Genomic DNA, 12785 nt, shown 5'->3' with positions numbered 1-12785 from the left:
GCGTGTTCATGTCAGCCAAGATTGCACTCGGGAACGGGCTCCGCAGATCCCCTGGGATCCCAGCCGCCAACGTGTGAACGCCGCTCACGCCCGTCACCGTCATTGCCTCAGAACAACGGCCAGGGCACCGCGGGCATCTCACCGTTGGGAGCCGGAAACCGCCGAGCCAAGCGCAACCGGGAGCAACGCGCACTGAGCGAAGCGATTTCTTCGACGCTGAGCAAGTCCGCGAGGTCTCTACCCAGCTGACCGTGCAGTCCGTCGCTGACGCGATCGATGCCCTCGAGTTCCCCTGCACTCAAAGCCTCTCCCAACCACCCCCACAACACCGTGCGCAGCTTGTTCTCAGCGTGAAAGGTGAGACCGTGATCCACCCCGTACCGGTGCCCGTCACTCATGGCCAGAACGTGGTTGCCCTTGCGGTCGGCATTGTTGGCGAGCACGTCGAACACGGCCATGTGCCGCAGCGCGACCGAGTCCTCGTGGATGAGGGCGACGACCAGCCCGTTCTCATCTTGACCCTCGAGCACGTGCTTCCATCCCGTCTCCGGCACCTCGTCCATCGCGACCAAGTCCACGGCATTCTGGGCCGGGTCCTGCTGCTGCCAGAGCTGCACCATTCCCTCACCCTGCGGACCATCGCGTAGCCAGGTGTGCGGCACGACGTTCCAGCCCAGGGCCTGCGAGACCAGGTATGCGGCCAGCTCCCGGTGAGCCAGGGTGCCGTGGGGAAAATCCCACAACGGATTTTCACCTGCTATCGGCTTATAGACGACCACCACCTCACCGATGCTGCCCAGAAAGGTAGCGTTTGAGGCTGTCGTGAGGCGGCCAGTGAGCAACAGCTCGGCGCTCACGAGGTCCGGCGCTGGCATCAGGCCTCGGGGACGGTGCAGGTGTGCCCGTCGGAGTCTATGGGGTAACCACAGAGCGGGCAGATCGGACGTCCGGCGCCCACGACCTCACGGGTGCGCTGGGCGAAGGCCCGGGCGGAACCGACCGGCATGCGCACCAGCAGCATTTCTGTCGCTTCAGGATCGATCCCGTCAACCGGTTCCTCTTCATCCTCGGCTTCAACCTCGGTGATCGGGTAGGCCTCTATGACGACCTGCGCCGTCGTTGGGTCCCACCCCAAGCCCATGGCGCCGGCCCGAAACTGCTCCTGAACGGGCTCGAGCGGCTCATTATCGACGAGTTCAACAGGAGTGCTCGTGGGAACGCTGAAGGGGTTTCCCTCGAGGACGCCGAGCTGGTCGAGGATTTCGTCGATCTTCTCGGCGAGCAGAGCCGATTGCTGCTTTTCCAGGGCAATGCTGAGGATCTGCTTGCCTGCGTGCACCTGCAGGTAAAACGTTCGCGCCCCTGGAAGGCCAAGGGTGCCAACGACGACCCGATCGGGCCAGATGAACTCATGAACACGTGTAGGCATATGAATATCTTAGGCTCCCGGGATGCGTGGTGCCTGTTGTCCGGCCCCGCCGCCCACAGGCGCATCGCCGGAGTGGATGTTGTTCGAGAGCCACGATAGATCCCCGGCGTCGGTATTGGTCGCGTAGACGGTCGGCCGATGAGTGCCGTAGCGCACGATCGATACGGAGGCTGGGCTCACATTGATGCGCTGGAACAGGTCAAGGTGCATACCCAGCGCGTCGGCGAGGATCGACTTAATGACGTCACCATGAGTCACCGCCACCCACACGGCCCCCGGCCCGTGCTCTGCTTCGAAGGCTGCATCGTGGCGTCGAATAGCTGCCACCGACCGGGCCTGCATCGCGGCCAGGGACTCACCTCCCGGAAAGCTGACGGCGGAGGGCTGGGACTGGACCACCGACCACAAATCCTCGGTCGCGAGATCAGCGAGCGTGCGGCTCTGCCAGTTACCGTAGTCGCACTCGGTGAGATCCGGATCGACCAGTTCGTCCGGGGCGCCGGGCTGGCGATCGAGGATGAACTGGGCGGTCTGCCGGCAACGCTCCAGCGGGCTGGACACCACTGCGACTAAGGGCACGGCAGCGAGCCGGCCTCCGGTCAGGGCAGCCTGGTCAAGCCCGACCTGGTCCAGGTTGATGCCAGCTGCCCGACCGGCCAGCAGTCCGGTGGCATTGGCTGTGGTGCGGCCGTGCCGCACGAGGATAACTGTTGCCATTGACCCAGCATAACCACCGGCTCGAGGCCATCCTCCACCTACGCCCAGAAGTTGTTTAATCCTGTGGTGGACCACGCCGACGGATTCATCGCGACGGACACGGTATTCACATGCCGCAGTTCCGGTATGCCCATATTCCTGTGCGCGACGTGTGCCGGGTCTACGCATGTCTCCGATGAGTTTTTGGTGGAACCTCGGTACTCGGGTTGCACGGGTAAGCAAGGGAGGCAGGTGACTGCCCGTGTAACCATGCGTCGTCCAGGCCCGGCGGACCTAAACTTGATTCCAGTGTCCGGTGCGGAGGAAAAGTCCCTGCACCCGAACGCAAGACCACGGCAACGCAAGGATCCACATGACCACCGAACAGGGCAAGGGCTCGCGCATTGCCATGCTCTGCCTGCACACCTCACCCTTGGACCAGCCCGGCATCGGCGATGCCGGCGGAATGAACGTGTATGTGCGCCAGCTGGCGCATTCCCTGGCGCAGCGCGGATCGAGCGTCGACATCTATACCCGCGGCGAGCCCGGACAGCCATCGGTCACCCTGGGCGGGGGAGTCCGGGTGATCCCGATTCCCGCAGGAAAGCCAGGACCCATCAGCAAGGAGGCCCTCGCCGACCACCTGGGCGATTTCGCCCGGGCCGTCGGCAGCAACCCCGGCTACGAGGTGATCCACAGCCACTACTGGATGTCAGGCGTCGTCGGGCTCGAACTGGCCGAACGCTGGGGCATCCCGCTGGTCCATACGATGCACACCATGGGCAAGGTCAAGAAGTTGCTCCAGCCTGATGCCGAGGAACCGCCGCGCCGCATCCTGGCCGAACAGGACCTCGCCCATCGCGCCAACCGGTTGACGGCGAACACCAGCGCGGAGGCCGAGGAGTTGGTCGGCTACTACGGTGCCGACGCTACCCGTGTCGACGTGGTCCCTCCCGGAGTCGACCTCTCGGTCTTCCACCCCGGCGATCGTCCGGTGCCACCGGGGGTCCCGGGCCGCATGCGCGTCGTGTTCGCCGGTCGCATCCAGAAACTCAAGGGACCGCAGATCCTGGTCCGCGCTCTGGCCCTCCTGCACCGCCAGCGCCCCGAGCTGGACGTGAAGCTCACCATTCTGGGGGCCCGCTCGGGTAGCAAGGAACTGAACCTGCAATGCCTGGTTGAGCAGGAGGGCGTGGGGCATCTGGTGCGCTTCGGGCTCCCGTTGCCGGCCCCCCAGCTGGCCCACGCTTTCCGGGACGCGGATCTCGTGGCGGTGCCTTCCTACAGCGAATCCTTCGGACTGGTGGCCATCGAGGCCCAGGCCTGTGGGACCCCGGTGCTGGCGCACCGGGTGGGCGGACTGCCTTATGCCGTCAAGGAGGGCTACAGCGGGGTACTGGTTCCCGGACTTGAGCCCGAAGACTGGGCGGCGGCCATGATCGACCTCGCCGAGGAACCGGAAGCCCGCCAACGACTCGGCCGCCAAGCGGCGCTGCACGCCCGGGACTTTAGTTGGGAAAACACGGCCGCTGCGGCCGCCGTCTCGTATGATCTGGCCATGGACTGCGGCCACTGAGTCGCGCGCAGCCGTTTCATTCGGCCTGGTTCGGACCGCCCACCGATACTGTTGAGCGCAAGGGACCGGGCACGCGCGAGGGGTGCCCTTCAACGCAAGCAAGAAGGAGCCGCACGCGATGGCGATGGAAATGTACTGGTGTTTTGACTGCGACAGGAAACACCGCCCCGAATCGGACATCGGCCGCGAACACCTGCTTCCATCGCTGAGTGCCGGACATCCCGGTGGGGGAGCCGGGGGCCTGTTCGACGGCTTGGAGAGCCACTCGAAGCCTGCCGTGGCAGCACCGGCCAAATCCAAGCGCCCCGCACTGGCACCTGTCCTCCGGGCCCCAGCCAAGGCACCCCGCCCCGGCGCCCGAGCGCTCGATGAAGTGGTCTGCGATCCGTCCTCGGTGTTCTCGTCGCTGGTGGCCGAAATCGCCGAGACCAACCCGGCGGCCAACCTCGGGCACGGATACTGCACCATGCTCTGGGACGGTGCCGGGTCCATGCCGCGGGCCGATGCGCCGCTGCCGATTGCCAAAGCGGTGGCCGCGGCCTGCATGGAGGTGGGCCTCGACCAGGACACGGCGCTTGTGGTGGCCGGCCTGGTCGGGGCGCACCCGTTGAGCACCGGCGAGCTCGGTGGCTTCCTGCGCGCCGGAGCCTTCGCCTTCTGCCCGGATCCGGGCCAGTGCGCCCAGGGGGCTTCGGCCCAGGACTGGGTGTTGGATCCGGCCTCGGCCGGGTCTCTGCCGGAGCGCTTCACATGCTGAGGATGCCGAACCCGCCCCGCTGCGGCAGGTGACGTTCTGCGCCGCCGCGTCGGTGAGAAACACCGCGTGAAGAACTAGGCTGGGGACAATACCCCGCCCCGAAAGGTGAAAACGATGTCCCAGCAGGAAAACACCCAGGTTAACCCGGTGAAGGCAGTGGACCAGGTCGAGGAGATCTGCCGCACGCTGATCCGCTTCGACACATCGAACTTCGGGGATAACCAGGGGCCGGGCGAACGCGAGGCCGCCGAATACACAGCCGGGCTGATGGCCGAGGCCGGCCTCGAACCGCAGCTCTTCGAATCCTCGCCGGGGCGCACCAGCGTCGTGACGCGCATGAAAGGCACCGACAGCTCGCTTCCCGCGCTGATCGTGCACGGACATCTGGATGTCGTCCCGGCGCTGAAGGAAGACTGGTCGGTCGACCCGTTCGCCGCCGAAGTCAAGGACGGCATGATCTGGGGCCGCGGAGCCGTGGACATGAAGGACATGGACGCGATGGTCCTGGCCGTCATGCGGCAGATGCAGGCCGAAGGCACCGCGCCGCGGCGCGACATCATCATCGGCATGTTCGCCGATGAGGAAGCCGGCGGAACCTACGGTGCCTCCTGGCTGGTGGACAACCACCCCGAGCTCTTCGAAGGCGCCACCGAAGCCATCAGTGAGGTCGGCGGTTTCTCGGCGAACATCGGCGGGAAGCGAGCCTACCTGCTGCAGACGGCCGAGAAGGGCATGGCGTGGCTCAAGCTTGCCGCCTCCGGACGTGCGGGGCACGGCTCGCAGATCAACGACGACAACGCGGTGACCCGGCTGGCCGGGGCCGTTTCGCGCATCGGCGGGCACCAGTGGCCGATTTCCTACACCAAGACCACCCGCGCCTTCCTCGAAGGGGTCTCGGAGCTGACCGGCGTCGAGTTCACCGAGGACGACCCGGGCAAGCTGCTCGACGAGCTGGGAAACGTCGCCCGCTTTGTGGGGGCCACGCTGCAGAACACCTCCAACCCGACGCTGCTGAAGGCCGGCTACAAGCACAACGTGATCCCCGGCGGTGCCGAGGCACTGATCGATGCCCGCGTCCTGCCGGGCCAAATGGAGGAGGTGCTCGCTAAGCTCCAGGAACTGGCCGGTGCCGGCATCGACCTCACCATGACGCACCAGGATGTGGCGCTCGAGGTCCCGTTTGCCGGGAACCTCGTCGACAACATGGTCAACGCATTGCAGGTCGAGGACCCGGGTGCCGTGGTGCTTCCCTACATGCTTTCCGGCGGAACGGACAACAAGTCCCTCTCCCGGCTGGGCATCACCGGCTACGGCTTCGCCCCGCTGCGCTTGCCCGAGGACATGGATTTCACCGGCATGTTCCACGGCGTGGACGAACGCGTCCCGGTCGACTCGCTGAAGTTCGGCACCAGGGTCCTGCACCGCCTGCTCACCACGTACTGACCGAACGCCCGCCGTCGGCACCACCGATTCCGCTCCACCACCGAAAGCCGCGCCCCCATGGATCTCCAAGCCTTGCTACCCACCGCCATGCTCGAACGCTTCAGGGAACGGGCCCCCGGATACGATGCCGAGAACGCGTTCTGTGCCGAGGATTTCGAGGAGCTGCGGGCCACCGGCTACCTCAAGGCCATGCTGCCGGTAGACCGAGGCGGCGCCGACTGGGGCATGGAGGCCATGACGGCGGCCCAGCGACTGCTGGGCTCCTACGCTCCGGCCACCGCGTTGGCGGTGAACATGCACCTGGTCTGGACGGGCGTTGCCCGGCTGCTGTCGGCGCGCGGAGACAAGCGGCTGGACATGGTGCTGGACTGGGTCCAGGCAGGGGAGGTCATGGCCTTCGGCGTGTCCGAGGGCGGGAACGACCAGGTCCTCTTCGACTCGCGGACCATCGCCGTCCGCGCCGACGACGGCTCCTACTCCTTTACCGGTACCAAGATCTTCACCTCGCTCGCACCGGCGTGGACGCGGCTGGGCGTTTTCGGCAAGGCCGGAACCGGGGACGCTGCCCTGCTGGTCCACGGCTTCCTGAGCCGCGGCACGGACGGTGTGAGCACGGCGGACAACTGGAACACGCTGGGCATGCGGGCCACCCAGTCGCACAGCACGATCCTGGCCGACGCCCGCGTCCCTGCCGCATCGATGCACAGTTTCCTGCCCGTGGGGCCCAACGCCGACCCGCTAGTCTTCGGCATTTTCGCCGCGTTCCTCTCACTCACCGCCTCCGTGTACGTGGGGCTGGCCGAACGCGGCGTTCAGCTCGCGGCATCGATCCCGGCGCGGCGCACCTCGATGAAGTCCGGCGGCCGGTCGCTGGACCGGGACCCGGATATCCGGCGCCAGGTCGCTGCTGCGGGGATGGAGCTGCTGTCCCTGGATGCCCTGCTGCGCATCACCACCCGGGACCTGGACGAGCTGGCCGACCACGGGGCGTCATGGTTCCCGCGGCTGGTGACCCTGCGCACGAAGGCGGGGGAGGCGGCACGCTCGAGCATCGACACGGCATTGAAGGTCTCCGGGGGTGGGCAATACTTCCGTGGCAGCGAGCTCGAACGGCTCTATCGCGACGTGTTGGCCAGCCTCTACCACCCATCGGATGCCGAATCGGCGCATTCCACCGTCGCTGGCTGGCTGCTGGGCCCCGTCGCCGACTGAATCGCCGGGACGCGTGGATGCCGATCCGTGGGCGACGCCGCCCACCGATCCGGGGAATCAGGCGATCACGTTCAATGTGCCCTTAACCCGCATGACGCGTCGGCGCATCCAATACCTGCGCAAGCCGCCGACATAGATTCGGGTGCAGGTCAATTCCCATTTACCGTATTCGGCGTGCTCAACCACCCGGCGTCGGGCGTCGGCAATCGATTCGCCCGGATGCACCGTCAACACCAGGTACTCGAATCGCCCCGCCGTGTCCGTGCTGAAGGTGGTGGCGCCGATTTTGTTTTCCATCATCGGTCTCCATTGTGCCCTGAATCGAGGTAACGTCTAGCCCATGAGCAAAGATCCGCGCGTAGCACTCTCGGTCCTGGTATCCGCCTTCGAGGAACACCTGGCGATGCTGTCCGCCCGCAGGGGCCCCGAGGACCCGAATGTCATCACAGCCTATTTCGCCATCGCCGAAGCCTTCGAGAACTACGAGGATGCGCTGGATGAGACCTACGACGAAGGAACGCCGCTGGAGGTTTTCAGTGAAGACGATTACGACGACGAGGACTGAGCCCACCGCGCCATGACCTTGCCCACTACCGCAAAAGGGGCGTTCGGGGCCCTTGGTGAAGTAGTGTCGGTACGTGAATTGGTTTGAAGCTGCCTTCCTCGGGCTCATACAAGGTCTGACGGAATTCCTCCCCATCTCCTCCAGCGCGCACTTGCGCATCATTGGTGAGATGCTGCCCGGGGCCTCCGACCCCGGTGCGGCCTTCACCGCTATTACACAGCTGGGTACCGAAACGGCAGTCGTCGTGTTCTTCTGGCGGGATATCGTGCGCATCATCGGCGCGTGGTTCAACGCGCTGCTGGGGAAACGCCCGCATGCCGATCCCGATGCGCGCATGGGCTGGCTGATCATCTTGGGCTCGCTGCCCATCGCGGTGCTCGGCCTGCTCTTCGAAAACCAGATCGACACCACGTTCCGTTCGCTCTGGATCGTCGCCACGACACTGATCGTCTTCGGTCTGATCCTCGCAGTGGCCGACTACTACGGTAGGCAGGACCGGGACCTGTCACAGCTCACGCCCAAGCATGGCGTCTACTTCGGTCTGGCCCAGGCGCTGGCCCTGATCCCGGGCGTCTCCCGTTCTGGCGGTACCATCACCGCTGGCCTGTTCATGGGCTATACCCGCGAGGCAGCGGCCCGCTACTCTTTTCTGCTGGCCATCCCCGCCGTCTTCGCCTCCGGCCTCTACAAGCTGGTCAAGAGCTTCGACGAGCCCGGCTACTACACGCTGCCGCAGACCGCCCTGGCGACCGTCATCGCGTTCGTCGTCGGCTTCGTGATCGTCGGCTGGTTCCTGAAGTACGTTTCCACCCACAGTTACCGGATCTTCGTCTGGTACCGCGTGGTATTGGGCCTGGCACTTTACCTGCTGTTGGGCTTCAACGTCATCAACGCATAAAAACCCTCCGTTTCGCCACTCCCATCATCCGGCCCACGTGCCGGTGCCTTCTTCAAGAGAAAGGACGCAGCTCCCGTGCATTCATGGAAAGCGCCCCACGTCCCGCATATCCCCGGCAATGCGCCGACGCTGGAAATCCACGACACCACGACCGGAACGCTGCGTCCCACGGCCTCCGCCGCCGCCTCCAACGCGCCGGCCAGCATCTATGTCTGCGGCATCACCCCCTACGACGCCACCCACATGGGGCATGCCGCCACCTATGTGGCCTTCGACCTGTTGCAGCGCCAATGGCTCGATGCCGGGCGCAAAGTCGATTACGTGCAGAACGTGACTGACATCGATGATCCGCTGCTCGAGCGCGCCACCGCCACCGGCGTCGACTGGGTGGCCCTGGCCGAGTCCCAGACGGACCTGTTCCGCTCCGACATGGAGGCGCTGAATGTCATCCCGCCGCGCGAATACATCGGCGCCGTCGAGTCGATTCCGTGGATCGTGCCCGTCGTCGAACAGCTGATCGCCAAAAACCTTGCCTACGCGGTTCCCGGGGAAAACGGCGAACCCGACGGGGATATCTACTTCGACTCCATCGGCGCCGCCAACGCCGCCTGGAAGCTCGGCTCGATCAGCGGCTACGACCGCGAGACGATGCTCGGCTTCTTCTCCGAGCGCGGCGGCGACCCGGACCGCGCCGGCAAGCTCGATCCGCTCGATCCACTGTTGTGGCGGGTAGCCCGGACCGGCGAGCCGCGCTGGGAGGGCGGAATGCTTGGCGAGGGACGTCCCGGCTGGCACATCGAGTGTTCGGTCATTGCCCGGCGCTTCCTGCCTGCACCGTTCACCGTGCAGGGCGGCGGCAGCGACCTGATCTTCCCGCACCACGAATTCTCCGGCGCCCACGCGTCGGCCACCGATGGCAAGGCGCTGGCTGAGAACTACGTCCACACCGGCATGGTCGGCCTCGACGGGGAAAAGATGAGCAAGTCCCTGGGCAACCTGGTGCTTGTCTCCAAGCTACGCGAAGCTGGCGAGGAACCGGTGGCCATCCGCACCGTGCTGCTGGGCCAGCACTACCGCAGCGATTGGTTCTGGACTTCCGACCTGCTCGCCGAGGCCCGCGACCGCGTCGCAGCCTGGCGCGCCCGGCTGGAAACCACGACGCTGGTCGAGGCGACAGCGCTGATCACCCGGATCCGTTCCCGGCTGGCCAACGACCTCGATGCCCCGGCGGCGCTGGTGCTCCTGGATGAATGGGCAGCAGCGGCCCCGGTCCACGCACAGCCGGCCGCCACCGATGACGACGACGAGGACGAGGACGCAGTCATCTCCGGTGGAGGTCTGCTGGCCGGCGCGATCGACGCACTGCTGGGCTTGAAGCTGTAGCGTACCACTTGGGAGGTTCGTGTCCGGTGGCCCAGGGGGATAGGGCCCTCTGGACCACCGGACACACTGCGTTTGTGGGCATGTCGCAGGCGCTGCCCGCGGCGGCATTGACCCTTGTACTTCCCCCCGTCAGCGGTAGGTTCTGGTGGCCGCGGCTGCCGATAACGGGGCGTTGTGAACGGTTCAGTCGATCGCACGTGTGCCGCTTTCGCTGTGTCGTCCGCGGCGTAGCCTCTGTGGGTAAGTAACCAGCGCAGGGCCCCGGACTCATCAAGCGGCGCCCACTGCCCGACCAATGGTTCGAACGAGTTGTTGGTCGCCGGTTCCGCCCCCTGTACGGTGCAGCCGGCTCTCCTCGGGTGTTACTTACTTCGCTTCGCATCGCAAGGCGCCATGTGGGGAGACGGATCATGCGGTTCGGCAGCTCTGGATCTTAGGGAAAAGGGGCTAGCGCCCGCATCAGATTTCAGCAAATTGCCGCCATTGTCACGAGAACTCACGTATCACGCCGGGGCAGCATGCCTTGCCAGCAGCGGCACCCGTCGGGCTGGAACGTTCCCGGACCGTATTCGTCGTCATTAGTTCAACGGTTCCCTGCCTAAGAGTGCGTCTTCGACGGCTGCCGTTCGGCGGCGTAACGCCTCTGCCACCGCAGCAACGGCGGCCTGACGCAGGGAATCCGGTCGCAGCACCATCCAGTACGGTAGGCGTTCGTGAAAGTCCTCGGGAAGCAGTCGCACGAGGTCGGGGTGGCGGTCGGCCATGAAGCAGGGTAGGAAGCCGATGCCGGCCCCGGCGCGCGTGGCCTCGACGTGGACGAAAACGTTGGTGGAACTGAGCGAATCCAGCATTTCGGGAACCAATCGGCGTGGGGCGTCCAGGGCGTCGACCTGCAGCATGGAATCAACGAAATAGACTAGCCGATGCTTACTCAATTCGGCATTGCTGGTGGGTGTTCCGAAGTCGTGCAGGTAGCTGTGCGAGGCGTACATGCCCAACGCGTAATAGCCGAGACGGATCGCCTCCGCCCGGTGTACTTGGGGTTCACCGACCACCACTTCCAGATCCAACCCGGAGCGGTGTTGCAGGGCTCGGCGGGTCACGTTGACGATCTCCACGCTGAGGTTCGGGTGTGTGCGGCGCAACTGTGCGATCGCCGGCGCGATAATGAAAGCGCTGAAGCCGTCCGTGGCGGAGATGCGCACCACTCCGGAAATCTTGTCTTCCTTTTTCTGGCCTTCATTGATCCTGGCAACTGCCGTTTCAACGTCCTCGGCTGCTCGCGCGGCGCGGCGCCCCAAGTCCGTCAGTTCCCAGCCGCCCACTGTTCGGGCGAGGGTCCTGCCACCGAGGACCTTCTCCAACGCGGCGATCTGACGCGACACGGTGGTGTGATTCACGCCGAGGCTCTCTGCGGCCGTGGAAAACCTTCCGGTCCTGGCCACGGCCAGCAGGATCAGCAGATGGTAGGGGTTCGGAGAGCCGGGGCCTGTGGATGGGGATGACAGTGCCATACCTGCAATTATGCACACGAACTCTGCATAGCTGGTCATTGTTGCACATGATCCAGCATGTCCATACTGATGGGAGTCAGCCTGTGTGTTGAATCACAGAATCAACGAAGTGCCGATATCGATGCTGATATCGGTAGGACATAAGGAGTAAGCCCATGAGCGTCAACAAGCCGATGAGGCTCGATCAAGCAACGGTTGTGCCCGGACCGGAGCAGTCGGGGCTGAAGAAGATTGTGGCAGCCTCGATGGTGGGAACCGTGGTCGAGTGGTATGAGTTCTTCCTGTACGCAACGGCCGCTTCACTCGTCTTTGGTAAGTTCTTCTTCCCCAATGCCAACACGGAACTGGACGGAATCATCGCGGCGTTCCTCACCTATGCCGTGGGATTCATCGCCCGTCCGCTGGGCGGCATCGTGTTTGGCCAGATCGGGGACAAGCTCGGCCGCAAGCACACACTGCAGGTCACCATCATCATGGTGGGCGTGGCCACGTTCCTGATGGGCTGCCTGCCCGGTTTCAATTCCATCGGCTACTGGGCCCCGGCACTGCTGGTGATCCTGCGCTTCGTCCAGGGCTTCGCCGTGGGAGGGGAGTGGGGCGGGGCCGTCCTCTTGGTCGCCGAGCACAGCCCGGACAAGTCGCGTGGTTTCTGGTCCAGCCGGCCCCAGGCCGCAGTTCCGGTGGGTAACCTGTTGGCCACCTTGGTGCTGTTGGGCATGTCCTGGATCCTGCCGAGCGAACAATTCCTGAGCTGGGGTTGGCGTGTAGCCTTCTGGGTTTCGGCATTCATCGTGATCATTGGCTACTACATTCGCACCCATGTCAGCGAGGCGCCGATCTTCCTCGAGGCCCGTGCCCAGGCGCAAGCCGACAAGGCAGTCAGTTATGGGGTGCTCGAGGTCGTAAGGAAGTACCCCCGAGGCATCTTCAGTGCGATGGGTCTTCGCTTTGCCGAGAACATCTTGTATTACATCATCGTCAGCTTCACCATCGTGTACTTGAAGACCGTTCACCAGTACGACACGAGTCAGTTGCTTCTGGCCCTGTTGGTGGCCCACGTCGTCCACTTCATGGTGATCCCTCAGGTAGGTAGGCTTTCGGACATCCTCGGTCGCAAGCCGGTTTATCTCGCCGGTGCGGTGCTCGGAGCATGTTGGGCATTCTTCGCCTTCCCGATGTTCGACACGCAGAACCCGTTCGTCATCATTGCGGCTGTCTGTATAGACGGAGCTTTCGGTAGCGCATGTGGAGCGAAACGGTAGCACCGGTGCGAGGACCCGGTAGCACCGAGCCCTCGCGCCAGCACCGATCG

Annotated in this window: 12 protein-coding genes and 1 pseudogene; 8 read left to right on the top strand and 5 right to left on the bottom strand. The window is 64.8% G+C overall.

Annotated elements, in window-relative coordinates; all coding sequences use genetic code 11:
- Nucleotides 1-107: 107 nt before the first annotated feature.
- From E9229_RS16960 to E9229_RS16950, 3 genes are read right to left on the bottom strand one after another with little or no spacing between them, the layout of a single operon-like run.
- The gene (locus tag E9229_RS16960; protein WP_183512828.1) at nt 108-875 is read right to left on the bottom strand and encodes an SCO1664 family protein; all 768 of its coding nucleotides are present in this window, start codon (nt 873-875) and stop codon (nt 108-110) included.
- Nucleotides 875-1429, bottom strand: coding sequence for a DUF3090 domain-containing protein (locus tag E9229_RS16955; RefSeq protein WP_183512826.1), 555 nt, complete (start codon nt 1427-1429; stop codon nt 875-877). The genes E9229_RS16960 and E9229_RS16955 overlap by 1 nt, the downstream gene beginning before the upstream one ends.
- A gap of 9 nt (nt 1430-1438) precedes the next feature.
- Nucleotides 1439-2146 (bottom strand): histidine phosphatase family protein, encoded by a 708-nt coding sequence (locus E9229_RS16950; RefSeq protein WP_183512825.1) that lies wholly within the window; start codon nt 2144-2146, stop codon nt 1439-1441.
- 352 nt (nt 2147-2498) lie between these two features.
- Here E9229_RS16950 and E9229_RS16945 point away from each other — a divergent pair, with 352 nt between their 5' ends.
- The 4 genes from E9229_RS16945 to E9229_RS16930 all read left to right on the top strand — a co-directional run bounded on the left by E9229_RS16945 (nt 2499) and on the right by E9229_RS16930 (nt 7113).
- On the top strand, nt 2499-3701 hold the full coding sequence (locus E9229_RS16945) for a glycosyltransferase (protein WP_183512824.1): 1203 nt from the start codon (nt 2499-2501) through the stop codon (nt 3699-3701).
- Between the two features lie 118 nt (nt 3702-3819).
- A complete protein-coding gene (locus tag E9229_RS16940) occupies nt 3820-4458 on the top strand; it encodes a hypothetical protein (RefSeq protein ID WP_183512823.1) in 639 nt (212 codons plus the stop codon).
- A gap of 114 nt (nt 4459-4572) precedes the next feature.
- Nucleotides 4573-5901, top strand: a complete 1329-nt coding sequence (locus E9229_RS16935; protein ID WP_183512821.1) for a M20/M25/M40 family metallo-hydrolase — start codon at nt 4573-4575, stop codon at nt 5899-5901.
- Between the two features lie 57 nt (nt 5902-5958).
- Nucleotides 5959-7113, top strand: coding sequence for an acyl-CoA dehydrogenase family protein (locus tag E9229_RS16930; RefSeq protein ID WP_183512820.1), 1155 nt, complete (start codon nt 5959-5961; stop codon nt 7111-7113).
- A gap of 57 nt (nt 7114-7170) precedes the next feature.
- Here the strand turns inward: E9229_RS16930 and E9229_RS16925 are convergent, their stop codons facing one another.
- Nucleotides 7171-7413, bottom strand: coding sequence for a DUF5703 family protein (locus E9229_RS16925; RefSeq protein ID WP_183512819.1), 243 nt, complete (start codon nt 7411-7413; stop codon nt 7171-7173).
- A 40-nt stretch (nt 7414-7453) separates the two neighbouring features.
- On the opposite strand from E9229_RS16925, the gene E9229_RS16920 reads away from it, so the two are divergent.
- The 3 genes from E9229_RS16920 to mshC all read left to right on the top strand — a co-directional run bounded on the left by E9229_RS16920 (nt 7454) and on the right by mshC (nt 9959).
- Nucleotides 7454-7678: a hypothetical protein gene (locus E9229_RS16920; RefSeq protein ID WP_183512818.1), complete on the top strand. Its 225-nt coding sequence runs from the start codon at nt 7454-7456 to the stop codon at nt 7676-7678.
- A 73-nt stretch (nt 7679-7751) separates the two neighbouring features.
- The gene (locus E9229_RS16915; protein ID WP_183512816.1) at nt 7752-8576 is read left to right on the top strand and encodes an undecaprenyl-diphosphate phosphatase; all 825 of its coding nucleotides are present in this window, start codon (nt 7752-7754) and stop codon (nt 8574-8576) included.
- Nucleotides 8577-8651: 75 nt separating this feature from the next.
- Entirely contained in the window at nt 8652-9959 is a 1308-nt protein-coding gene (gene mshC, locus E9229_RS16910) for a cysteine--1-D-myo-inosityl 2-amino-2-deoxy-alpha-D-glucopyranoside ligase (RefSeq protein WP_183512815.1), read from the top strand.
- Nucleotides 9960-10537: 578 nt separating this feature from the next.
- Here the strand turns inward: mshC and E9229_RS16905 are convergent.
- Nucleotides 10538-11473 (bottom strand): LysR family transcriptional regulator, encoded by a 936-nt coding sequence (locus E9229_RS16905; RefSeq protein ID WP_246380837.1) that lies wholly within the window; start codon nt 11471-11473, stop codon nt 10538-10540.
- 155 nt (nt 11474-11628) lie between these two features.
- On the opposite strand from E9229_RS16905, the pseudogene E9229_RS16900 reads away from it, so the two are divergent.
- Nucleotides 11629-12708, top strand: a pseudogene (locus E9229_RS16900) (MFS transporter); the annotation flags it as partial.
- Nucleotides 12709-12785: the final 77 nt, after the last annotated feature.

Source organism: Paeniglutamicibacter cryotolerans (assembly GCF_014190875.1).
Classification (GTDB): domain Bacteria; phylum Actinomycetota; class Actinomycetes; order Actinomycetales; family Micrococcaceae; genus Paeniglutamicibacter; species Paeniglutamicibacter cryotolerans.
The sequence above is the reverse complement of the archived record's forward strand: the minus strand, read 5'-3'. Positions and strand labels throughout refer to the sequence as shown.